Source organism: Polaribacter litorisediminis (genome assembly GCF_019968605.1).
GTDB lineage: Bacteria > Bacteroidota > Bacteroidia > Flavobacteriales > Flavobacteriaceae > Polaribacter > Polaribacter litorisediminis.
This window is the reverse complement of the sequence record NZ_CP082966.1, coordinates 319450-339511: the sequence shown is the minus strand read 5'-3', so window position 1 is coordinate 339511 and position 20062 is coordinate 319450. Positions and strand designations below refer to the sequence as shown.

Annotated in this window: 32 protein-coding genes; 1 reads left to right on the top strand and 31 read right to left on the bottom strand. The window is 33.2% G+C overall.

Features of this window, described 5'->3' with window-relative positions; all coding sequences use genetic code 11:
• Nucleotides 1–92: 92 nt before the first annotated feature.
• Entirely contained in the window at nt 93–1028 is a 936-nt protein-coding gene (gene ctlX / locus K8354_RS01430) for a citrulline utilization hydrolase CtlX (protein WP_223444832.1), read from the bottom strand.
• Between the two features lie 304 nt (nt 1029–1332).
• Here ctlX and K8354_RS01425 point away from each other — a divergent pair, with 304 nt between their 5' ends.
• Nucleotides 1333–2286: a fasciclin domain-containing protein gene (locus K8354_RS01425; protein ID WP_223444830.1), complete on the top strand. Its 954-nt coding sequence runs from the start codon at nt 1333–1335 to the stop codon at nt 2284–2286.
• 52 nt (nt 2287–2338) lie between these two features.
• On the opposite strand, the gene K8354_RS01420 is transcribed toward K8354_RS01425, so the two are convergent.
• The 30 genes from K8354_RS01420 to rplW form a co-directional block, all read right to left on the bottom strand.
• Nucleotides 2339–3256 carry a dimethylarginine dimethylaminohydrolase family protein gene (locus K8354_RS01420; RefSeq protein ID WP_223444828.1) on the bottom strand — a complete coding sequence of 306 codons (918 nt, stop codon included), beginning with the start codon at nt 3254–3256 and terminating at the stop codon, nt 2339–2341.
• A 73-nt stretch (nt 3257–3329) separates the two neighbouring features.
• A complete protein-coding gene (locus tag K8354_RS01415; protein ID WP_223444826.1) occupies nt 3330–4616 on the bottom strand; it encodes a citrate synthase in 1287 nt (428 codons plus the stop codon).
• Nucleotides 4617–4846: 230 nt separating this feature from the next.
• The gene (eno, locus tag K8354_RS01410) at nt 4847–6133 is read right to left on the bottom strand and encodes a phosphopyruvate hydratase (protein ID WP_223444824.1); all 1287 of its coding nucleotides are present in this window, start codon (nt 6131–6133) and stop codon (nt 4847–4849) included.
• 269 nt (nt 6134–6402) lie between these two features.
• Nucleotides 6403–7521, bottom strand: coding sequence for a glutamine-hydrolyzing carbamoyl-phosphate synthase small subunit (gene carA / locus K8354_RS01405; RefSeq protein ID WP_223444821.1), 1119 nt, complete (start codon nt 7519–7521; stop codon nt 6403–6405).
• A 97-nt stretch (nt 7522–7618) separates the two neighbouring features.
• A complete protein-coding gene (gene rplQ / locus K8354_RS01400) occupies nt 7619–8092 on the bottom strand; it encodes a 50S ribosomal protein L17 (RefSeq protein WP_223444820.1) in 474 nt (157 codons plus the stop codon).
• 60 nt (nt 8093–8152) lie between these two features.
• A complete protein-coding gene (locus K8354_RS01395; RefSeq protein WP_223444819.1) occupies nt 8153–9145 on the bottom strand; it encodes a DNA-directed RNA polymerase subunit alpha in 993 nt (330 codons plus the stop codon).
• Nucleotides 9146–9161: 16 nt separating this feature from the next.
• On the bottom strand, nt 9162–9767 hold the full coding sequence (gene rpsD / locus K8354_RS01390; RefSeq protein ID WP_223444818.1) for a 30S ribosomal protein S4: 606 nt from the start codon (nt 9765–9767) through the stop codon (nt 9162–9164).
• 105 nt (nt 9768–9872) lie between these two features.
• On the bottom strand, nt 9873–10256 hold the full coding sequence (rpsK, locus tag K8354_RS01385; protein WP_223444817.1) for a 30S ribosomal protein S11: 384 nt from the start codon (nt 10254–10256) through the stop codon (nt 9873–9875).
• A gap of 76 nt (nt 10257–10332) precedes the next feature.
• On the bottom strand, nt 10333–10698 hold the full coding sequence (rpsM, locus tag K8354_RS01380; RefSeq protein ID WP_223444816.1) for a 30S ribosomal protein S13: 366 nt from the start codon (nt 10696–10698) through the stop codon (nt 10333–10335).
• Nucleotides 10698–10814, bottom strand: coding sequence for a type B 50S ribosomal protein L36 (gene ykgO, locus K8354_RS01375; RefSeq protein WP_072554239.1), 117 nt, complete (start codon nt 10812–10814; stop codon nt 10698–10700). Before ykgO ends, rpsM begins: the two co-directional genes overlap by 1 nt.
• A 12-nt stretch (nt 10815–10826) precedes the next feature.
• Nucleotides 10827–11042: a translation initiation factor IF-1 gene (gene infA / locus K8354_RS01370; protein ID WP_004568721.1), complete on the bottom strand. Its 216-nt coding sequence runs from the start codon at nt 11040–11042 to the stop codon at nt 10827–10829.
• A 1-nt stretch (nt 11043) separates the two neighbouring features.
• Nucleotides 11044–12366 carry a preprotein translocase subunit SecY gene (gene secY / locus K8354_RS01365; RefSeq protein ID WP_223447755.1) on the bottom strand — a complete coding sequence of 441 codons (1323 nt, stop codon included), beginning with the start codon at nt 12364–12366 and terminating at the stop codon, nt 11044–11046.
• A gap of 11 nt (nt 12367–12377) precedes the next feature.
• Complete coding sequence (gene rplO, locus K8354_RS01360) at nt 12378–12827, bottom strand: 50S ribosomal protein L15 (protein ID WP_223444814.1); 450 nt, start codon at nt 12825–12827, stop codon at nt 12378–12380.
• Nucleotides 12828–12840: 13 nt separating this feature from the next.
• The gene (rpmD, locus tag K8354_RS01355; protein ID WP_223444813.1) at nt 12841–13023 is read right to left on the bottom strand and encodes a 50S ribosomal protein L30; all 183 of its coding nucleotides are present in this window, start codon (nt 13021–13023) and stop codon (nt 12841–12843) included.
• An 11-nt stretch (nt 13024–13034) separates the two neighbouring features.
• Nucleotides 13035–13559 carry a 30S ribosomal protein S5 gene (gene rpsE / locus K8354_RS01350; RefSeq protein WP_223447753.1) on the bottom strand — a complete coding sequence of 175 codons (525 nt, stop codon included), beginning with the start codon at nt 13557–13559 and terminating at the stop codon, nt 13035–13037.
• Nucleotides 13560–13562: 3 nt separating this feature from the next.
• Nucleotides 13563–13913, bottom strand: coding sequence for a 50S ribosomal protein L18 (rplR, locus tag K8354_RS01345; protein WP_223444812.1), 351 nt, complete (start codon nt 13911–13913; stop codon nt 13563–13565).
• A gap of 11 nt (nt 13914–13924) precedes the next feature.
• The gene (rplF, locus tag K8354_RS01340) at nt 13925–14470 is read right to left on the bottom strand and encodes a 50S ribosomal protein L6 (protein ID WP_223444811.1); all 546 of its coding nucleotides are present in this window, start codon (nt 14468–14470) and stop codon (nt 13925–13927) included.
• Nucleotides 14471–14480: 10 nt separating this feature from the next.
• Nucleotides 14481–14879 carry a 30S ribosomal protein S8 gene (gene rpsH / locus K8354_RS01335; protein WP_223444810.1) on the bottom strand — a complete coding sequence of 133 codons (399 nt, stop codon included), beginning with the start codon at nt 14877–14879 and terminating at the stop codon, nt 14481–14483.
• A gap of 161 nt (nt 14880–15040) precedes the next feature.
• On the bottom strand, nt 15041–15310 hold the full coding sequence (gene rpsN, locus K8354_RS01330; protein ID WP_223444809.1) for a 30S ribosomal protein S14: 270 nt from the start codon (nt 15308–15310) through the stop codon (nt 15041–15043).
• A 3-nt stretch (nt 15311–15313) separates the two neighbouring features.
• Nucleotides 15314–15865: a 50S ribosomal protein L5 gene (rplE, locus tag K8354_RS01325; RefSeq protein ID WP_223444807.1), complete on the bottom strand. Its 552-nt coding sequence runs from the start codon at nt 15863–15865 to the stop codon at nt 15314–15316.
• Between the two features lie 8 nt (nt 15866–15873).
• Entirely contained in the window at nt 15874–16176 is a 303-nt protein-coding gene (rplX, locus tag K8354_RS01320; protein ID WP_223444804.1) for a 50S ribosomal protein L24, read from the bottom strand.
• 14 nt (nt 16177–16190) lie between these two features.
• The gene (gene rplN, locus K8354_RS01315; protein WP_015482230.1) at nt 16191–16559 is read right to left on the bottom strand and encodes a 50S ribosomal protein L14; all 369 of its coding nucleotides are present in this window, start codon (nt 16557–16559) and stop codon (nt 16191–16193) included.
• A 1-nt stretch (nt 16560) separates the two neighbouring features.
• A complete protein-coding gene (gene rpsQ / locus K8354_RS01310) occupies nt 16561–16818 on the bottom strand; it encodes a 30S ribosomal protein S17 (RefSeq protein WP_018943599.1) in 258 nt (85 codons plus the stop codon).
• Nucleotides 16819–16838: 20 nt separating this feature from the next.
• On the bottom strand, nt 16839–17030 hold the full coding sequence (rpmC, locus tag K8354_RS01305; RefSeq protein WP_223444802.1) for a 50S ribosomal protein L29: 192 nt from the start codon (nt 17028–17030) through the stop codon (nt 16839–16841).
• Nucleotides 17031–17041: 11 nt separating this feature from the next.
• Nucleotides 17042–17473 (bottom strand): 50S ribosomal protein L16, encoded by a 432-nt coding sequence (rplP, locus tag K8354_RS01300; protein ID WP_223444800.1) that lies wholly within the window; start codon nt 17471–17473, stop codon nt 17042–17044.
• 22 nt (nt 17474–17495) lie between these two features.
• Nucleotides 17496–18221 (bottom strand): 30S ribosomal protein S3, encoded by a 726-nt coding sequence (rpsC, locus tag K8354_RS01295; RefSeq protein WP_223444799.1) that lies wholly within the window; start codon nt 18219–18221, stop codon nt 17496–17498.
• A gap of 11 nt (nt 18222–18232) precedes the next feature.
• Complete coding sequence (gene rplV, locus K8354_RS01290) at nt 18233–18637, bottom strand: 50S ribosomal protein L22 (RefSeq protein WP_223444798.1); 405 nt, start codon at nt 18635–18637, stop codon at nt 18233–18235.
• 6 nt (nt 18638–18643) lie between these two features.
• The gene (gene rpsS, locus K8354_RS01285) at nt 18644–18922 is read right to left on the bottom strand and encodes a 30S ribosomal protein S19 (RefSeq protein ID WP_036783597.1); all 279 of its coding nucleotides are present in this window, start codon (nt 18920–18922) and stop codon (nt 18644–18646) included.
• 6 nt (nt 18923–18928) lie between these two features.
• The gene (rplB, locus tag K8354_RS01280) at nt 18929–19753 is read right to left on the bottom strand and encodes a 50S ribosomal protein L2 (RefSeq protein WP_223444797.1); all 825 of its coding nucleotides are present in this window, start codon (nt 19751–19753) and stop codon (nt 18929–18931) included.
• Between the two features lie 11 nt (nt 19754–19764).
• Nucleotides 19765–20055 (bottom strand): 50S ribosomal protein L23, encoded by a 291-nt coding sequence (gene rplW / locus K8354_RS01275; RefSeq protein WP_223444796.1) that lies wholly within the window; start codon nt 20053–20055, stop codon nt 19765–19767.
• Nucleotides 20056–20062 lie beyond the last annotated feature (7 nt).

Below are 20062 nucleotides of genomic sequence, written 5' to 3'. Positions count from 1 at the left end.
AGAACTACAAAACGTTTAAATCTAAAAGTTTACGGCACACTTGCGATCTAGGTATGTTGCTGATATTTACTTTTGATGCTTATTAAAAATTATTAAGTTGTTTTTGGTAAAAAAACTTCTGCCATCATACATCTGGCACTTCCACCTCCACAAGTTTCGATGGTATTTAAAGAACTAGAAACAATTTTACAGTGATTATTAATTTGTGCTTTTTGACTTTCTGTTAAGCTATTAAAAGCAGCTTGACTCATAATTAAAAATAATTCATTCTTATCATTGCGCACTTGCAATGCATTTCCAGAAAAGCTATTTACCTGATCTTCTGATATATCAATTACTTTTTTACCGTCTTCTTTTAAATGCTTTAACAAGTTCTTACGTTCTTTTTTATCATCTATGGAAGATAAACAAACAATCGCAAAGGTTTCCGCAACACACATCATCACATTTGCATGATAAATAGCTTCTCTCCTATTTTCTACAGTTTGATACGCGGTAAAGATAACGGGAGTATATTCAAAATCTTCGCAGAACTCTATAAACAAATCTTCATCTGCCCTTGGCGATAAAGCACAATAAGCTTTTTTATGAACTCTATCTAAAATCATGCTTCCAGTAGCTTCCAAAAAAATATTTTCTGCTTCTGCAGAGGTATAATCTATAACATTTTTAATTAAAAATCCTTGACTCTCCAAAACTTGTAAAATATCATCTCTTCTTTCTAAACGTCTATTTTCTGCAAACATAGGGTAAATGGCAACTGTACCATCTTGATGAAAAGAAATCCAATTATTAGGAAAAATAGAATCTGGTGTATCAAATTCTTCTGTATCAGAAATTACCACTACATGAATACCAATACTTCTTAGTATTTTTACATAATCATCAAATTCTTCTTGTGCTTTTTTATTTATTTCAGAACTTTTAAGTGCTAAATTTTCCTGATAATAATTATTTACAGCAGTTTGCTCATTCATCCTGAAGTTAATAGGACGAATCATTAAAATTGTATTCGTAGTTTGTTGCATAAATTTTATATATACCACAAAATTATAACTTTTTATAATCATATTCGGAAATACAATTAAATATAAATGACTCTTTCTTAAAATAAATGCATTTTGATCCTAGACACTTTTTTAACCAAGACCATTTCAAATAGCATTTATCAATTGAAATTACGAGTATCAGAAATTTGATACGCAAAACCATCAAAATACTTTTAACCAAAATTAACTTTGTTTAATATATTTTAGGTTTTAGTTAACAAAATTTAGTTTAATAAAAATGTAATTTTGCTAAACATTATTAAATAAACTAAAAAAATAAAAAATGAAAGTCTTAAAAAAATTATTACCAGTTCTAATTTTCGCAGTCCTTTTTCAATCTTGTAGTGATGATGAGGATGTTATGCAAACTGTTCCAACAAATACTATTGTTGATGTTGCTATGGCAAACAATTTAACAAGTTTGGTTGCTGCAGCAACACGAGCAAATTTAGTTTCTACTTTAGCTAGTGAAGGAAATTTTACTGTTTTTGCACCAACAAATGTTGCTTTTCAGGAATTATTAGATTCTAATCCTGCTTGGAATACCGTAAATGATATTCCTGTAGAAACTTTAGAAGCTGTTTTACTTTTTCATACTTTAGACTCTAAAGTGATGTCTACAGATTTATCTGACACCTATGTGAACACTTTATCCACAGGACCAAATGGAGAGGCATTATCGTTACAAGTAAAAGTATCTGGGGGTGTTGCTTTTAATGGAGATGCATCACCAACCGCTGTTGATGTTGATGCCACTAATGGCGTTGTTCATGTGATCAATAAAGTAATGTTACCACCCAATGTTGTGACGTTGGCTTTAAACAATGCTGGTTTTACAAGTTTGGTTGCTGCTCTAACAGATAGTAGACATACAACTGATTTTGTATCAGTTTTATCTGGAACGGGACCTTTTACTGTTTTTGCACCAACAAATGATGCTTTTCAAAATTTATTAGATTCTAATTCTGATTGGAATACCTTGGCAGATGTACCCGTTGCTACTTTAGATGCTGTTTTAAAATACCATGTTGTAAACGGATTAAATGTGCAAGCAGATCAACTAACTAATGGTGCTGTACCTGTTATTGGTGGCAGTATTACAGTAGATTTATCTAATGGTGCTCAAATAAAAACTACAAGTAATCAAACTGTAAATATATTGGTTGGGGCTGCAACAAATGATGTGCAAGGAACTAATGGTGTAATACATGCAATTGATGCTGTTCTATTACCATAAATAAAAATATAACCCATAAAAAAAGCTGCTTTATGCAGCTTTTTTTATGGGTTTACTTATCTCTAATTAAAGGTAAAGTAGAACATCTTAAAAGACCTTCTTGCTTTGCTATCTCTGAGTATGGCACTTCTTCAACTGTAAATTCATTTTCTCTTAGCCAAGTATTAAGTCTTGTAAAATTTTTTTCAGAAATTATTACATTTTCAGAAATTGAAAACACATTACTGTTCATGTTATACATTTCTTCTTTTGTAATTTCAAATACATTTTCTTTTCCAAAATAATTTAAAAGCCATTCGTACTCTTCCTCAATAAGAAATCCATTTTTATGTAAAATTGCTTTGTCTTTACCTATGGGTTGAAAACAACAATCTAAATGTAATGCATTGTCTTTAGCATTTGTATTCGATTTTCTTAATTCAAAAGATTTTACTGTTTTATGAGGAAATAAGGCTTGTATCGCATTTACAGCTTCTATATTTGTACGAGCCGTAATATAATCTGCATAATCCTTACCTGTGTAAGTTCCAATAAATATGTAATCATTCCATGGCATAACATCCCCACCTTCCACATGGCATTCTGCTGGTAAATGAATTATATTTTCAGGATTAATTTGCTCTAAAACCTCATGTATGGCTTTATATTCTTTTTCTCTATCGGGTAAAATATTTGCTTTAATCAATTTATCATCGATTACAAAAGCAATATCTCTAGAGAATATTTGATTATAATTTTCGATGATTTCTGGTCTAAAAACTTTAACATTATATTTCTCAAAAACTTTAGCAACCCCTTCCATTTCTAAAATCATATTTTCTTCCTTTGGATACGTTCCGGACAAAACATGATGTAAACTTTTTGGATCATAGCAGTCTTCTGGTTTCGGAATAGCTCCATTACTATTTGCAATTCCCAGAACCACAGCTCTTAATTTAGCTGTTTCGTTTTTAACATTAAGTTTTAACATATCATTAAAATTATAAAAAAAGCCTCATAAATTATGAAGCTTTTTAGTTTTAGTAAAAATAATGTAATTTTTTTTATCTTTTATCAATATCTACAAAAGGTCTTATATTTTCTCCTATATAAATTTGGCGTGGTCTACCAATTGGTTCTTTATTTAACCTCATTTCTTTCCATTGAGCAATCCAACCTGGTAAACGCCCCAAGGCAAACATTACAGTAAACATATCTACAGGAATTCCCATAGCTCTATATATAATTCCTGAATAGAAATCTACGTTTGGATATAGTTTTCTTTCTACAAAATAAGGATCATTTAAAGCCTCTTGTTCTAATCCTCTTGCGATGTTTAAAATAGGATCTTCTACACCCAAATCATTTAAAACTTCATCTGCAGCCACTTTAATAATTTTAGCCCTTGGGTCGAAATTTTTATAAACTCTATGCCCAAAGCCCATTAATCGAAAAGGATCATTTTTATCTTTAGCTTTTGCCATGTATTTTTTAGTATCGCCTCCATCAGCTTTTATCGCTTCCAACATTTCTAAAACTGCCTGATTAGCACCACCATGCAAAGGCCCCCAAAGCGCTGATATACCTGCAGAAAGTGAAGCAAACAAACCGGCATGAGAAGAACCAACTATTCTAACGGTAGAGGTAGAACAATTTTGCTCATGATCCGCATGTAAAATTAGTAATTTATCTAATGCATTCTTAATCACAGGATTTACCTGAAAATCTTCATTAGGCTCTTTAAACATCATGTACATTATATTCTCTACATAGCCCAAAGATTTTTTTCCATAATTTAAATGCAATCCCTTTTTCTTGCGCATCGTCCACCCCACTAGAACAGGAAATTTTGCCAAGATTCTAACGATAGCATTGTACATATCTTCTCTAGACTCTATGTTTACCGAAATAGGATTAAAAGCAGTTAATGCACTTGTTAATGAAGAAAGAACGCCCATGGGATGTGCAGTCTTAGGAAATGCCTCTAAAATTTTTCTAACATCATCATCTACTAATGAATGCGCTTTTATGTCTGAATGAAATTTATCTAATTGCTCTTTATTTGGTAAATCACCAAAAATTAAAGCATAAGAAACTTCTAAAAAATCAGCTTTTTCTGCTAATTGTTCTATAGGATATCCTCTATAACGCAAAATCCCTTTTTCTCCATCTAAAAACGTAATTGCACTTTCACAAGAACCTGTATTTTTAAATCCTGGATCTATCGTAATTATTCCATTGGTTGCATTTCTTAAACTTTTAACATCTATGGCAACTTCATTTTCTGTTCCTTTTATTAAAGGAAATTCAAAAGAATTTTCACCTATTTGCAATTTCGCTATATCCGACATCTATACTGGTTTTTAGAGTTTATTGTATAGCCACGAAGATACCAATTTTTCAAGGATATTAAAAGATGTGTAGCATAGATTTTTAATATTGAAAAATAATTAGGATTGATTTAACAATTCCTTAATAAATTAAGAAAGCCCTACAAAATTGTAAGGCTTTTTGAATATATTTAAGTAGTAAAAACTTCTCTTTGTGTAAAAATGAAATTACAAAGGAAATATGTAATCAATTATAGATTGAACGCATTTTCTTTTGGAAAATAAGCCGTTTCTGCCAACTGTTCTTCTATTCTTAATAATTGATTGTATTTTGCCATTCTATCTGAACGTGAAGCAGATCCAGTTTTAATTTGACCACAATTTAATGCTACTGCCAAATCAGCAATGGTGTTGTCTTCTGTTTCTCCAGATCTATGAGACATTACAGATGTATAACCCGAATTTTTAGCCATATTTACTGCCGCAATAGTTTCTGTTAAGGTACCAATCTGGTTTACTTTAATTAAAATTGAGTTTGCAATTCCGTTTTCAATTCCTCTTGATAAACGCTCAACGTTCGTAACAAATAAATCATCACCTACTAATTGAACTTTATCACCAATTTTCTCAGTTAGGTATTTCCAACCATCCCAGTCATTTTCATCCATTCCATCTTCGATAGAAATAATAGGATATTTACCAGCTAGTTCTGCCAAATAATCTGCTTGTTCTTTACTAGAACGAATCACACCTTTGTCTCCTTCAAACTTTTGGTAATCATATTGGCCATCTACATAAAATTCTGCAGCCGCACAATCTAACGCAATTTTAATTTCTTCTCCAAAAACATATCCTGCATTTGTAACTGCTAGGGCAATGGTTTCAATAGCATCTTCAGTACCCTCTAGAGTTGGCGCAAAACCACCTTCATCACCAACTGCTGTAGATAAATTTCTATCGTGTAAAACTTTCTTTAGATTATGAAAAATTTCAGAACCCATTTGCATTGCTTGAGTAAAAGTTTCAGCTTTAACGGGCATTATCATAAATTCTTGAAATGCAATAGGTGCATCAGAATGTGAACCTCCATTGATTATATTCATCATTGGTAAAGGCAAAGTGTTTGCTGAAACCCCTCCAACATATCTATATAAAGGCATTCCTAACTCATTTGCAGCTGCCTTTGCTACTGCTAAAGAAACACCTAAAATTGCATTTGCTCCTAATTTAGATTTATTTGGTGTTCCATCTAAATCTATCATTAATTGATCAATGGCATTCTGTTCAAATACAGAAACTCCTAAAAGCTCTTCCGCAATGATACTATTTACATTATCCACAGCTTTTAAAACTCCCTTACCCATATAATCCTTACCACCATCTCTCAACTCTACTGCCTCGTGTTCTCCTGTAGAGGCTCCAGAAGGAACTGCGGCTCTACCTAAAACCCCACTTTCTGTGGTTATATCTACTTCGACTGTTGGGTTTCCTCTTGAATCAAATATTTGACGGGCATGAACGTTTATTATAATACTCATTGTATAATTGTTTATTTAATTATTAATTTTAAATCTATATAACTTTTGCTAATTTACAAAATGTAGATAGATTCTAAGAATATGTACTTAATTAATTACGAAAACGTTTGCTATATAAAATAAAAAAACCCACTCAATAAATTGAGTGGGAAAATTGCTATGAAAAAGAATGTGATTTTTCAATCACGTTACAAAGGTAGTACTAATTCTTTATATTTTTTATACTTTTCGTAAAAAAATATAAATATTTTTTTTAAAAGATACAATTGTTATGATAATACTTTCTTTGAAGCCACTATATTCGCCATAAATTGATCAAAAAGATATTCAGAATCATGAGGGCCCGGACTTGCTTCTGGATGATATTGCACGGAAAAAGTATTTTTATTTTTTAAACGTATTCCTGCTACAGTATGGTCATTTAAATGAATATGAGTAATCTCTACATGTTCGTTTGCTTCAGTTTCTTCTCGATTGATGGCGAAACCATGATTCTGGGAAGTAATCTCACCTTTACCCGTTAAGAGATTCTTTACAGGATGATTGATACCTCTGTGACCATTATGCATTTTATAAGTAGAAATACCATTTGCTAAAGCAATTACTTGATGTCCTAAACAGATACCAAATAAAGGTAAATCTCTTTTGATAATTTCTTTTGCTACTTCTTGGGCTTCAATTAAAGGCTCTGGATCTCCAGGTCCATTGGAAATAAAATATCCATCAGGATTAAAAGAAGATAAATCTTCGAAAGAAGCGTTATACGGATACACTTTTACATACGCCCCTCGTTTTACCAAATTCCTAATAATATTCTTCTTAATACCGATATCTAATGCTGAAATTTTGAATTCAGCATTTTCATCACCTACAAAATAAGGTTCTTTGGTAGATACTTTAGAAGCCAATTCTAAACCTTCCATACTTGGAACTTTAACTAACTGCTTCTTTAGAGAATCAATATCATCGATCTCTGTAGATATAATTGCATTCATAGCTCCGTGGTCTCTAATATAAGAAACTAATGCTCTTGTATCCACATCAGAAATAGCAACAATATTATGCTCCATAAACCAATCTTTCAAATTCCCATCAGAATCTACACGTGAATGCGTAAAACTAAAATTTCTACAAATTAACCCCGAAATTTTAATTCCTTCTGACTCAACTTCAAGATCATTAACACCATAATTACCAATGTGTGCATTTGTTGCAACCATTAATTGACCAAAATAAGATGGATCTGTAAATATTTCTTGATACCCAGTCATACCTGTATTAAAACAAATTTCACCTGTTGATGTTCCTTCTATTCCAACTGATTTCCCATAAAAGATTGTTCCATCCGCTAATAAGACTAAAGCCTTTTTTCGTGTTTGATATTTCATTGGTAATTTAATTTTCTTGTTGATGCTGTAAAAATATAAAAAAAGGGATAAACGTAAACGCTTATCCCTTCTATATCATTTAATAAATCTTCATTTTTTACTCTTCAGATTTTTCTTCTGTTGTTGATTCTTCTACTTGAGGAGTTTCTGACTTTTTACTTCTTCCTCTTCTTGTAGTTTTCTTGGCTTTAGTTCCTTTTGGATTATAAATTTCGTTATAATCTACAAGTTCAACCATTGCCATAGGTGCATTATCTCCTTGACGATTTCCTAATTTGATAATACGAACATACCCTCCTGGTCTATCTGCAACTTTTACAGATATTTCTCTGAACAATTCTGTAACTGCAAACTTATCACGTAAATAAGAAAAAACAACACGTCTATTGTGCGTAGTATCCGATTTAGACTTTGTAATTAACGGCTCCACAAAAACTCTTAACGCTTTTGCTTTTGCAACTGTTGTGTTAATACGTTTATGTTCTATTAGAGAACATGACATATTTGCTAACATCGCTTTTCTGTGCGCTGTCTTTCTTCCTAAATGATTAAATTTCTTTCCGTGTCTCATGACGCTTGTTTTATGCTTTCATCTTGCATCTACCCATTTTGAGGAGCAAAATATGAAAGGTTAATCTCTATCTAATTTGTATTTTGTTAAGTCCATTCCAAAACTTAATCCTTTAACAATAACCAACTCCTCTAATTCTGTTAAAGATTTTTTTCCAAAGTTTCTAAACTTCATTAAATCGCTTTTATTAAAAGAAACTAAATCTCCTAATGTATCCACTTCTGCAGCCTTTAAACAGTTTAAAGCTCTTACAGATAAATCCATATCGATTAATCTAGTTTTTAATAATTGACGCATATGCAATGACTCTTCATCATATGTTTCTGTCTGTGCAATTTCATCTGCCTCTAAAGTGATACGCTCATCAGAGAATAACATAAAGTGATGGATTAAAATTTTTGCAGCTTCTGTTAATGCATCCTTTGGATTAATTGAACCATCCGTATCGATATCGAAAACTAATTTTTCATAATCCGTTTTTTGCTCTACACGAAAATTCTCGATTGCATATTTTACATTTTTAATCGGAGTGTATATAGAATCTGTAAAGATCGTTCCTATCGGTGCTGATGATTTTTTATTCTCTTCAGCAGGAACAAATCCTCTTCCTTTTTCTATAGTAATTTCTGCGTTTAATTTTACAGATTGTTCCATGTTACAAATAACTAAATCAGGATTCAAAACTTGAAAACCTGAAATAAATTTCTGTAAATCTCCCGCAGTAAACTGCTCTTGACCAGAAATTGAAACAGAGACAGTTTCCCTGTCTGTTTCCTCTATTTGCTTCTTAAAACGAACTTGCTTTAAGTTTAAAATTATTTCTGTAACATCCTCTACAATACCACTAATAGTAGAAAATTCATGTTCTACACCGTCTATTCTTAAAGAGGTTATTGCAAAACCTTCTAAAGAAGACAAAAGTACTCTTCTTAAGGCATTACCAACAGTTAAACCAAAACCTGGTTCTAAAGGTCTGAATTCAAATCTACCAGTAAAATCTGTAGATTCAATCATTATTACTTTATCGGGCTTTTGAAAATTTAATATTGCCATAGTAGGTATTTAAGTATTATTTAGAATATAATTCTACGATTAATTGTTCTTTAATATTCTCTGGGATTTGTAATCTTTCCGGAACTTTAACAAAAGTACCTTCTTTCTTATCAGCATTCCAAGTTAACCATTCGTATACATTACTGTTAGAAGCCAATGCATTTTCAATAGCTATTAATGATTTAGATTTTTCTCTAACTGCCACTACATCTCCTTCTTGTAAACTATAAGATGGGATATTCATAATTTCTCCATTTACAGTAATATGTCTGTGAGATACTAATTGACGCGCTCCGCTGCGTGAGTTAGAAATACCCATTCTATAAACAACGTTGTCTAAACGAGCTTCACATAATTGTAATAAGATTTCACCAGTAATTCCTTGAGAAGCTGATGCCTTTTTAAACAAATTACTAAATTGACGCTCCAATATACCATACGTATACTTTGCTTTTTGCTTCTCCATTAATTGAGTAGCATATTCTGATTTTTTTCCTCTTCTTCTTGCATTTCCATGCTGTCCTGGAGGGAAATTTCTTTTTTCGAAATTTTTATCTTCTCCGAAGATTGCCTCGCCAAATTTACGAGCAATTTTAGTTTTTGGTCCTGTATATCTTGCCATTTCTTTGTTATTATAGATAGGGATTATGAATTAAGGCTTACTCCTTCGATAATCTTTATCCCATCAAGTTAAAATAATTAATTAAGGAACTGAATGAAATTCAGATTAAACTCTTCTTCTTTTCGGTGGACGACATCCATTATGAGGAATTGGTGTTACATCAATAATTTCTGTAACTTCAATACCTGAATTATGAATAGATCGAATAGCAGATTCTCTACCATTACCTGGTCCTTTTACGTAAACTTTTACCTTACGTAAACCTGCTTCTTTTGCAACATTTGCACAATCTTCTGCTGCCAATTGAGCTGCATATGGAGTGTTCTTTTTAGAACCTCTAAAACCCATTTTACCCGCAGATGACCAAGAAATAACATCACCCTTTTTATTTGTTAAAGAAATAATAATGTTATTAAAAGATGCAGTTACATGCGCTTCTCCTATTGCATCAATAATTACTTTACGTTTTTTTGCACTTGCTTTCGCCATAATTTTTCAGTTTTAGTAATTTAGTTTTCTAACTTTATAGTTTACCTATTATTAGATCTTTATTACCCTATCTAACTTATTTTTTCTTGTTCGCAACAGTTTTTCTCTTCCCTTTTCTAGTACGAGAATTGTTCTTTGTTCTTTGTCCTCTTAAAGGAAGACCTAATCTATGACGAATTCCTCTTTGGCAACCAATATCCATCAATCGTTTGATGTTTATTTGCACCTCAGAACGTAATTCACCTTCAATAGTGAAAGAACCCACTTGCTCCCTAATTGCTGCGATTTGATCATCAGTCCAGTCTTGAACTTTAATACTTTCGTCAACTTTTGCGTCTGCTAAAACTTTTTTAGCTCTGCTGTTTCCTATACCAAAGATGTAAGTTAAAGCGATAACACCTCTTTTATTCTTTGGAATATCAATACCTGCTATTCTTGCCATTACCCTTGTCTTTGTTTAAATCTAGGATTTTGTTTATTAATTACATATAATCTACCCTTTCTGCGCACTATTTTGCAGTCGGCACTTCTTTTTTTTATTGATGCTCTAACTTTCATCTGCTTTGTATTTTAGTATCTGTAAGTAATTCTTGCTTTTGATAAATCATAGGGACTCATTTCTAACTTTACCTTATCTCCCGGTAATAATTTAATATAATGCATACGCATTTTACCCGAAATGTGTGCCGTTACAATATGTCCGTTTTCTAATTCCACACGAAACATTGCATTAGACAATGCTTCTGTAATAGTTCCGTCTTGTTGAATTGCTGATTGCTTAGCCATATTATTTATTCGATTTTCTGTTGCTATTTCCCGCTTTCATTAAACCATCATAATGACGATTTAACAAATACGAATTAATCTGTTGCAACGTATCAATTGCAACACCAACCATTATTATTAATGAAGTACCACCATAAAACATAGCCCAACTTTGTTGCACTCCAAACTGAACTACAATTGCTGGAAGGATCGATAATGCTGCCAAAAATACTGATCCTGGGAACGTAATTCTAGAAAGCACAGAATCTAATCTATCTGCAGTATCCTTACCTGGTCTAATTCCTGGTATAAAACCACCGCTTCTCTTTAAATCATCTGCCATTTTATTCGTTGGAATCGTAATAGCCGTGTAAAAGAAACTGAAAATAATAATTAACAATGCAAAAATAACATTGTAACCAAGACCATTAATATCTTGTAAACTTGCGATTACAGGAAATTTTTGAGCCAAAGCAACTGGTAAAAACATAATTGCCTGAGCAAATATAATTGGCATAACCCCAGCCGCATTCAATTTCAAAGGAATATAATCCCTCGATCCAGCAACATTTTGTATGTTACCTGCAACTGTTCTTCTGGCATACTGCACAGCTATCTTTCGAACCGCCGTAACTAATAGCACAGTTAATAAAATTACCACAAACCAAACTATAATTTCCAGCAATACCATCATTAATCCTCCAGCACCCGCATTTGTTGTTTTCGCAACAAATTCTTGCAAAAATGCTGATGGAAAATTAGCAATAATACCTACCGTAATCAATAATGAAATACCATTACCAACACCTTTGTCTGTAATACGCTCTCCTAACCACATGGCAAAAATAGTACCTGCTGTTAAAATGATGATAGATGATATCCAAAAAGTTGGACCACTTACTAAAAAAGCCTCGGGTCCTAAACCGAACTGAGTTTTAATAGCAGTAATATACGTTGGCGCTTGCACCAATGTAATACCAATGGTTAACCATCTTGTAATTTGTGTAATTTTTTTTCGTCCACTTTCTCCATCCTTTTGTAGTTTTTGTAAATATGGAACCGCAATGCCCATTAATTGAACTACAATAGATGCAGAAATATACGGCATTATTCCAAGTGCCATAACTGACGCTCTAGAAAATGCTCCTCCTGTAAATGCATTTAATAAAGCTAAAATACCTGTTCCAGTACTTTCTTTTAAAGCTGCTAATTCTAGTGGATCTATTCCAGGTAAAGGAACAGACGCCATAAAACGATATACAGCAATTAAACCGACAGTAAGAAGAATTTTATTTTTCAATTCCTCAATACTAAAAATGTCTTTTAACTTATTAATTAAATTCATCATTTAGGTTCTTATAAAGTAACCGCTTCTCCTCCAACAGCTTCAATAGCCGCTTTTGCAGTTGCAGTAAATTTATGTACAGTTATATTTAATTTAGCTTTTAACGCTCCATTTCCTAATATTTTTACTAGGTCATTTTTACCTACTAAACCAATAGAAATTAAAATGTCTAAATTAACTGTATCCGTTATTTTTCCGCTCTCAACTAAAGACTGTAATTTATCCAAGTTGATGCCTTGATACTCTTTACGATTAATGTTCGTGAAACCGAATTTAGGAACACGTCTTTGAAGTGGCATTTGTCCTCCTTCAAAACCTATCTTTTTAGAATAACCAGAACGAGATTTCTGTCCATTGTGTCCTCGCGTAGCGGTACCACCTTTTCCAGAACCTTCACCACGTGCAATTCTTTTTTCCTTTTTAACGGAACCTTTTGCCGGTGTTAAATTATGTAAACTCATTTTTTTAAATATCTTATTTAATTTCTTCGAAAGAAACTAAGTGTTTAACTGTATTTACCATACCAATTATAGAAGGAGTTGCCTCATGTTCTACCGATTGGTGCATTCTACGTAAACCTAATGCCTCTAAAGTTCTCTTTTGATTCTGAAGACGCCCGATTTGACTTTTAATTTGTGTAACTTTAATTCTTGCCATCGTTCTTAGATTTAACCGTTAAATACTTTTTCTAAAGAAACTCCTCTCTGCTTTGCAATAGATGCGGCGCTGCGCAATTGCAATAATGCATTAAATGTAGCCTTTACTGCATTGTGAGGATTAGATGAACCCTGTGATTTCGATAATACATCATGTATACCCACAGATTCTAAAACAACACGAACAGCACCACCAGCTATAACCCCTGTACCAGGAGATGCAGGTTTAATGAAAATTTTAGCACCACCAAACTTTCCTTTTTGCTCATGAGGTAATGTTCCATCTAAAATAGGAATTCTTACTAAATTTTTCTTTGCATCTTCAACCGCTTTCGCTATTGCCGAAGAAACATCTTTAGATTTACCCAATCCGTGTCCGACTACTCCATTACCATCTCCAACAACAACAATTGCAGAGAATCCAAATGCTCTACCACCTTTTGTTACTTTGGTAACACGTTGTACACCCACTAATTTATCTACAAGCTCTAACCCACTTGGCTTAACTCTTTCTACGTTTTTATAACCTTGCATAATTTCTTAAAATTTTAAACCAGCTTCTCTTGCAGCTTCTGCTAATACTTTAACTCTACCATGGTATAAATAACCATTTCTATCGAAAGCAATTGTTTCTATTCCTGCTTTAGCAGCTTTTTCAGCAATTGATTTACCAACTGATGCAGCGGCCTCTACTTTTGTAGTTGCTTTTATATCTTTATCTCTTGATGAAACTGAAGCTAAAGTAACTCCATTTACATCATCTACCAATTGCACGTATATTTCCTTGTTACTTCTATAAACCGATAATCTAGGTTTTGTAGCCGTACCTGAAATAATCTTTCTGATTCTACGTTTAATTCTAGTTCTTCTTTGTAGCTTTGATAATGCCATAATACTATATATTATGCAGATTTACCTGCTTTTCTTCTTAATATTTCACCAACAAACTTAACTCCTTTTCCTTTGTAAGGCTCTGGAGCTCTGAAAGAACGAATCTTTGCAGCAACTTGACCAACTAATTGTTTGTCAAATGAAGATAATTTAATGATCGGGTTTTTCCCTTTCTCAGATATTGTTTCAACTTTTACTTCCGGAGCAACTTCTAAAACGATATTATGAGAGAAACCTAAAGCTAAATCTAACTTTTGTCCTTGATTTGATGCTCTATAACCTACACCAACCAATTCTAAATCTTTAGTCCAACCTTTACTTACACCTTCGATCATATTAAAAATCAAAGCTCTCATTAAACCATGTTGTGCTTTATGGTCTTTACTTTCTGATGCCCTATCTAAAGTGATAATGCCATCTTGAATCTCTACTGTAATTCCGTTAGAAATAGTTTGCGTTAATTCACCTAACTTCCCTTTTACGGTTACAACATTATCTTTTACGCTTACATCTACACCTTGTGAAATGCTAACGGGATTTTTTCCTATTCTACTCATTTCTTAAGATTTAATAAACGTAACATAAAACTTCTCCTCCAACATTTTCTTGACGTGCTTTTTTGTTCGTCATCACACCTTTTGATGTAGAAACGATAGCAATTCCAAGACCATTTAATACCCTTGGCATTTCTGTAGAGCCAACATACTTACGTAATCCTGGCGTACTGATGCGCTGAATTTTTCTAATTACTGACTCTTTTGTTTCTTTGTCATACTTTAAAGCTATCTTGATGGTTCCTTGAACTTTATCATCATTAAACTGATAACTTAAAATATACCCTTGATCAAACAAAATTTTAGTCATTTCCTTCTTCAAATTTGAAGCTGGAATTTCTACTACTCTGTGTCCTGCAGCGATTGCATTTCTTACTCTAGTAAGAAAATCCGCGATTGGATCTGTATACATATTTATTTAAATTGCGACTACGGTTTTCAACTACCTCTATTTACCTACAGATCTCTCTGTGATAATCGAACCTATAATCAGTTAAAATTCTACTACTCAAAAAAAATAGAGCGTGCAAAGATACACATTCTATTTTTATTTATAAGGTTTATTATTGATAACTACCAACTTGCCTTTTTAACACCAGGAATTAATCCTTGGTTTGCCATTTCTCGAAAAGTAACACGAGATAAACCAAACTGACGCATATATCCTTTTGGACGCCCAGTTAACTTACATCTATTGTGTAATCTAATAGGTGAAGCGTTTTTTGGTAATTTCTGCAATGCATCATAATCTCCAGCTTCTTTTAAAGCTTTTCTTTTTTCCGCATATTTTGCAACAATTCGCTCTCTTTTGCGCTCACGCGCTTTCATTGATTCTTTAGCCATTTATTAATTTTTTTTGAATGGTAAACCTAATTCTCCTAACAATGACTTCGCTTCCTTATCAGTATCTGCAGATGTTACAAACGTAATATCCATACCGTTAATTTTTTTCACTTGGTCAATATTAATTTCTGGATAAATGATTTGTTCAGTAATTCCTAAATTGTAATTACCTCTACCATCAAACCCATTAGCCTTAATTCCGTTAAAGTCTCTTACACGCGGTAACGAAGCTGTTACTAATCTATCTAAAAATTCATACATTTTATCTCCACGTAAAGTAACTTTAACACCAATAGGCATCCCCTTACGCAACTTAAATGCTGCAATATCTTTTTTAGACATGGTAGAAACTGCTTTTTGACCTGTAATTTTAGTCAATTCTTCTAACGCGTAATCTATTAATTTCTTATCTGCAATAGCAGCACCCACACCTTTAGAAATAACTATTTTTTCTAATTTAGGCACCTGCATTACATTCTTATAACTGAATTCTTCAGTAAGAGCCTTTATAACTCTCTCTTTATATTCCGATTTTAACCTTGGTACGTAACTCATGATTATTATTATTTTTTAGTTTTCTTAGAGATTCTAGTTTTAGTATCTCCATCAACTTTATAACCTACTCTTACAGCCACACCATCTTCTACTAACATTAAGTTAGAAACATGCAAGGAAGCTTCTTTTTTTACAATACCACCTTGAGGACTCTGAGCGCTAGGTTTTGTGTGTTTCGAAACTAAATTCACACCTTCTACCAATACTCTATCCTTATCCTTAATAATTTGTAAGACTTTTCCTTCAGACCCTTTATGATCTCCTGCGATTACTTTTACAGTATCTCCTGATTTAATTTTGAACTTCTTCATCTTTATATAATGATTTAAAGCACTTCAGGTGCCAATGATACAATTTTCATGAATTGTTTCTCACGAAGCTCACGAGCCACAGGACCAAATACACGAGTTCCTCTCATTTCCTCAGTAGGATTCAAAAGTACACAAGCGTTATCATCAAACCTGATATACGATCCGTCTTTACGTCTAACTTCTTTCTTTGTCCTTACAACAACTGCTCTAGATACTTGACCTTTTTTTACAGTTCCGTTAGGAGTAGCAGATTTAACAGATACCACAATCTTGTCTCCAATACTTGCGTAACGTTTTTTTGTTCCTCCCAAAACTCTAATTACTAAAACTTCTTTTGCTCCAGTATTATCTGCGACTTTTAATCTTGATTCTGTCTGTAACATATTATTTAGCTCTTTCTAGGATTTCTACTAATCTCCAACGTTTTGATTTACTCATAGGTCTTGTTTCCATGATCCTAACAGTATCTCCTTCGTTGCAATCATTCTTTTCGTCGTGTGCAACGTACTTCTTAGTCTTTAATACGAACTTTCCGTACATTGGGTGCTTTACTCTTTTAGTTTCTGCAACTACAATAGATTTCTCCATTTTATTGCTAGATACAACACCAATTCTCTCTTTTCTAAGATTTCTTTTTTCCATCTTTAAAACTGACTATAGAATTATTGTAATTCTCTTTTTGTTAATTCTGTTGCAATTCTTGCTACAGTTCTTCTTAAACCTCTCAATTGCAACGGGTTCTCCAGAGGAGTAATTGCGTGAGCCATTTTAAGATCAGTATAATTCTTTTGCAACGCTCCATGCTTCTCTTTAAGATCTGCCATAGATAATTCTTTTACTTCTGATTGTTTCATTCTCTTTAGAATTATACGTTAATATCAAAATCTCTTGCGATCACAAACTTCGTTCTTACCGGAAGTTTTTGTGCTGCTAAACGTAAAGCTTCTTTCGCCACATTCATTGGTACTCCACCAACTTCAAACAAAATTCTACCTGGTTTGATTACTGCAACGAAATGATCTGGTGCTCCTTTACCTTTACCCATCCTTACTTCTAATGGTTTCTTAGTGATAGGCTTGTCTGGAAATACTTTTATCCATAATTGACCTTCCCTTTTCATATGACGAGTTGCCGCGATACGAGCTGCTTCTATTTGACGAGAAGTCAACAAGTTTTGATCTATGGATTTGATACCAAACATTCCGTTAGAAAGCTGATTTCCCCTACCAGAGATCCCTGTCATATTTCCCTTCGACTTCTGTACCTTACGGTATTTTACTCTTTTTGGCTGTAACATTTTTAATTTTCTGGTTTAAAAATTATTTTCTTCTACGAGGTTGCTGACGTTTAGATCTATCACCACCACCTTTATTACCAGATTGTTTTTTAGACAAACCAACTAACGGAGATAATTCTCTCTTTCCATAAACCTCACCTTTCATAATCCATACTTTTATACCTAATCTTCCGTAGGTAGTATGAGCTTCTACAAGTGAATAATCAATATCTGCTCTAAAAGTAGATAATGGAATTCTTCCTTCTTTAAAGTGCTCTGAACGCGCCATCTCTGCTCCGTTTAAACGACCTGAAATTTGAATTTTAATTCCTTCAGCGTTCATTCTCATCGTAGCTTGGATCGCCATTTTAATAGCTCTCTTATAAGAAATTCTATTTTCTATTTGACGAGCAACACTTGTTGCCACTAATTTTGAATCCAATTCTGGACGCTTAATTTCGAAAATATTAATCTGAACTTCTTTCCCTGTAATTTTCTTAAGCTCCTCTTTTAACTTATCTACCTCTTGACCACCTTTTCCGATAATAATACCAGGTCTAGCAGTAGTGATAGTAACGGTTACAAGTTTTAAAGTACGCTCTATAATTACTCTTGATACACTTGCTTTTGTTAATCTAGCATGAATATACTCTCTTATCTTATAATCTTCGGCAATTTTGTCTCCGTAGTCATTACCACCATACCAGTTAGACTCCCAACCTCTGATGATTCCTAAACGATTTCCAATTGGATTTGTTTTTTGTCCCATTTCTACTTAGATTAATTACTTAAATTTTTACTACCTAACTCTAAAGTAACGTGATTAGAACGCTTACGAATTCTATGCGCACGTCCTTGCGGAGCTGGTCTTAATCTTTTTAACATTCCTGCACTATCAACGCAGATAGATTTCACAAATAATCCAGCATCTTCAATCGATGCATCCTCATTTTTAGCTTGCCAGTTTGCGATTGCAGACAATAACAACTTCTCTAAATTGATTGATGCTTCTTTAGGACTGAACTTTAAGATTTGTAAAGCTTTTTCAACTTCTACTCCTCTAACCTGATCTGCTACCAAACGCATTTTTCTTGGTGACGTAGGACAGTTAGTAAGCTTTGCGAAAGCACGGTGCTTTCTATCTGCCTTTAACTGATCTGCCATATTTTTTTTACGAACTCCCATTGCCTACTATTTTTTACCTTTATTTTTTGCACCAGCGTGTCCTCTAAAAGAACGAGTTGGTGAAAATTCGCCTAACTTATGCCCTACCATGTTTTCAGTAACGTATACCGGTACAAACTGACGTCCGTTGTGAACAGCAATTGTTTGTCCCACAAAATCTGGAGTAATCATACTTGCCCTAGACCAAGTTTTAATCACAGTTTTGCTTCCAGCATCTACATTAGCTAAAACTTTTTTCTCTAATTTATAGTGAACGTAAGGTCCTTTTTTTAGTGATCTTGCCATAACTTATTATTTCTTTCTACGTTCTAAAATATACTTATTACTTGCCTTGGTTTTAGATCTAGTCTTAAATCCTTTAGCAGGAATACCATTTCTAGATCTTGGATGACCACCTGAAGCACGTCCTTCACCTCCACCCATTGGGTGATCTACAGGATTCATTCTAACAGCGTTCACTCTTGGTCTTCTTCCTAACCATCTTCTTCTACCTGCTTTACCAGATACTAAAAGTTGATGATCTGAATTAGAAACAACACCGATTGTAGCCAAACAAGTTAACAAGATTAATCTTGTTTCTCCTGAGGGCATTTTTACCGTTGCATATTTACCATCTCTTGCCATTAATTGCGCAAAAGAACCCGCCGAGCGTGCCATAACAGCACCCTGACCTGGACGTAACTCAATACATGAAATTGTAGTTCCTAAAGGAATTTCACTTAAAGGCATTGTATTTCCGATTTCTGGAGCAATCCCTGATCCTGAAATAACTGACTGCCCTACTTTTAAACCGTTTTGTGCAATTACATAACGTTTTTCTCCATCAACATAACTTAATAGTGCAATAAATGCAGTACGATTTGGATCGTATTCTATTGTTTTTACTGTTGCAGGAATACCGTTTTTATCTCTTTTAAAATCGATAATACGATATCTTTGCTTATGACCACCTCCTATGTTACGAGTTGTCATTCTACCTTGACTGTTTCGACCTCCAGATCTTTTTTTCGGAGCAAGTAAACTTTTCTCCGGCTTATCAGTTGTAATGGTGTCGAATCCATTTACAACTCTAAAACGCTGACCTGGTGTTATTGGTTTTAATTTTCTAACTGACATGTTGTCTTTTCTTAAAGATTGTTATAAAAATCAATACTTTCCCCTTCTGCTAACTGAACGATTGCTTTTTTATATCCGCTCTTAATACCCGTTACTAAACCTTTTTTAGTAAACTTGGTATTTCTTTGAATTGGATAATTTAAAGTTTTCACACTTGAAATAGAAACTCCGTACGCTGATTCAACAGCACTTTTGATTTCTAGCTTATTAGCTTTTTTATCTACAACAAACGTATAACGATTAAATAATTCACTATCGTTTGTAGCTTTTTCGGTAATAATAGGTTTTATTAAAATACTCATTTCGAAT

Bases quoted from the DNA above. Each gene is read 5' to 3' on its own strand.
- ctlX (WP_223444832.1), bottom strand. From the start codon at position 1,028: ATGCAACAAACTACGAATACAATTTTAATGATTCGTCCTATTAACTTC.
- K8354_RS01425 (WP_223444830.1), top strand. From the start codon at position 1,333: ATGAAAGTCTTAAAAAAATTATTACCAGTTCTAATTTTCGCAGTCCTT.
- K8354_RS01420 (WP_223444828.1), bottom strand. From the start codon at position 3,256: ATGTTAAAACTTAATGTTAAAAACGAAACAGCTAAATTAAGAGCTGTG.
- K8354_RS01415 (WP_223444826.1), bottom strand. From the start codon at position 4,616: ATGTCGGATATAGCGAAATTGCAAATAGGTGAAAATTCTTTTGAATTT.
- eno (WP_223444824.1), bottom strand. From the start codon at position 6,133: ATGAGTATTATAATAAACGTTCATGCCCGTCAAATATTTGATTCAAGA.
- carA (WP_223444821.1), bottom strand. From the start codon at position 7,521: ATGAAATATCAAACACGAAAAAAGGCTTTAGTCTTATTAGCGGATGGA.
- rplQ (WP_223444820.1), bottom strand. From the start codon at position 8,092: ATGAGACACGGAAAGAAATTTAATCATTTAGGAAGAAAGACAGCGCAC.
- K8354_RS01395 (WP_223444819.1), bottom strand. From the start codon at position 9,145: ATGGCAATATTAAATTTTCAAAAGCCCGATAAAGTAATAATGATTGAA.
- rpsD (WP_223444818.1), bottom strand. From the start codon at position 9,767: ATGGCAAGATATACAGGACCAAAAACTAAAATTGCTCGTAAATTTGGC.
- rpsK (WP_223444817.1), bottom strand. From the start codon at position 10,256: ATGGCGAAAGCAAGTGCAAAAAAACGTAAAGTAATTATTGATGCAATA.
- rpsM (WP_223444816.1), bottom strand. From the start codon at position 10,698: ATGGCAAGAATAGCAGGTATTGATATTCCAAAGAATAAAAGAGGTGTT.
- ykgO (WP_072554239.1), bottom strand. From the start codon at position 10,814: ATGAAAGTTAGAGCATCAATAAAAAAAAGAAGTGCCGACTGCAAAATA.
- infA (WP_004568721.1), bottom strand. From the start codon at position 11,042: ATGGCTAAGCAATCAGCAATTCAACAAGACGGAACTATTACAGAAGCA.
- secY (WP_223447755.1), bottom strand. From the start codon at position 12,366: ATGAATTTAATTAATAAGTTAAAAGACATTTTTAGTATTGAGGAATTG.
- rplO (WP_223444814.1), bottom strand. From the start codon at position 12,827: ATGAGTTTACATAATTTAACACCGGCAAAAGGTTCCGTTAAAAAGGAA.
- rpmD (WP_223444813.1), bottom strand. From the start codon at position 13,023: ATGGCAAGAATTAAAGTTACACAAATTAAAAGTCAAATCGGGCGTCTT.
- rplR (WP_223444812.1), bottom strand. From the start codon at position 13,913: ATGGCATTATCAAAGCTACAAAGAAGAACTAGAATTAAACGTAGAATC.
- rplF (WP_223444811.1), bottom strand. From the start codon at position 14,470: ATGAGTAGAATAGGAAAAAATCCCGTTAGCATTTCACAAGGTGTAGAT.
- rpsH (WP_223444810.1), bottom strand. From the start codon at position 14,879: ATGTATACAGATCCAATCGCGGATTTTCTTACTAGAGTAAGAAATGCA.
- rpsN (WP_223444809.1), bottom strand. From the start codon at position 15,310: ATGGCTAAAGAATCAATGAAAGCGCGTGAGCGCAAAAGAGAGCGAATT.
- rplE (WP_223444807.1), bottom strand. From the start codon at position 15,865: ATGAGTTACGTACCAAGGTTAAAATCGGAATATAAAGAGAGAGTTATA.
- rplX (WP_223444804.1), bottom strand. From the start codon at position 16,176: ATGAAGAAGTTCAAAATTAAATCAGGAGATACTGTAAAAGTAATCGCA.
- rplN (WP_015482230.1), bottom strand. From the start codon at position 16,559: ATGTTACAGACAGAATCAAGATTAAAAGTCGCAGATAATACTGGAGCA.
- rpsQ (WP_018943599.1), bottom strand. From the start codon at position 16,818: ATGGAAAAAAGAAATCTTAGAAAAGAGAGAATTGGTGTTGTATCTAGC.
- rpmC (WP_223444802.1), bottom strand. From the start codon at position 17,030: ATGAAACAATCAGAAGTAAAAGAATTATCTATGGCAGATCTTAAAGAG.
- rplP (WP_223444800.1), bottom strand. From the start codon at position 17,473: ATGTTACAGCCAAAAAGAGTAAAATACCGTAAGGTACAGAAGTCGAAG.
- rpsC (WP_223444799.1), bottom strand. From the start codon at position 18,221: ATGGGACAAAAAACAAATCCAATTGGAAATCGTTTAGGAATCATCAGA.
- rplV (WP_223444798.1), bottom strand. From the start codon at position 18,637: ATGGGAGTTCGTAAAAAAAATATGGCAGATCAGTTAAAGGCAGATAGA.
- rpsS (WP_036783597.1), bottom strand. From the start codon at position 18,922: ATGGCAAGATCACTAAAAAAAGGACCTTACGTTCACTATAAATTAGAG.
- rplB (WP_223444797.1), bottom strand. From the start codon at position 19,753: ATGTCAGTTAGAAAATTAAAACCAATAACACCAGGTCAGCGTTTTAGA.
- rplW (WP_223444796.1), bottom strand. From the start codon at position 20,055: ATGAGTATTTTAATAAAACCTATTATTACCGAAAAAGCTACAAACGAT.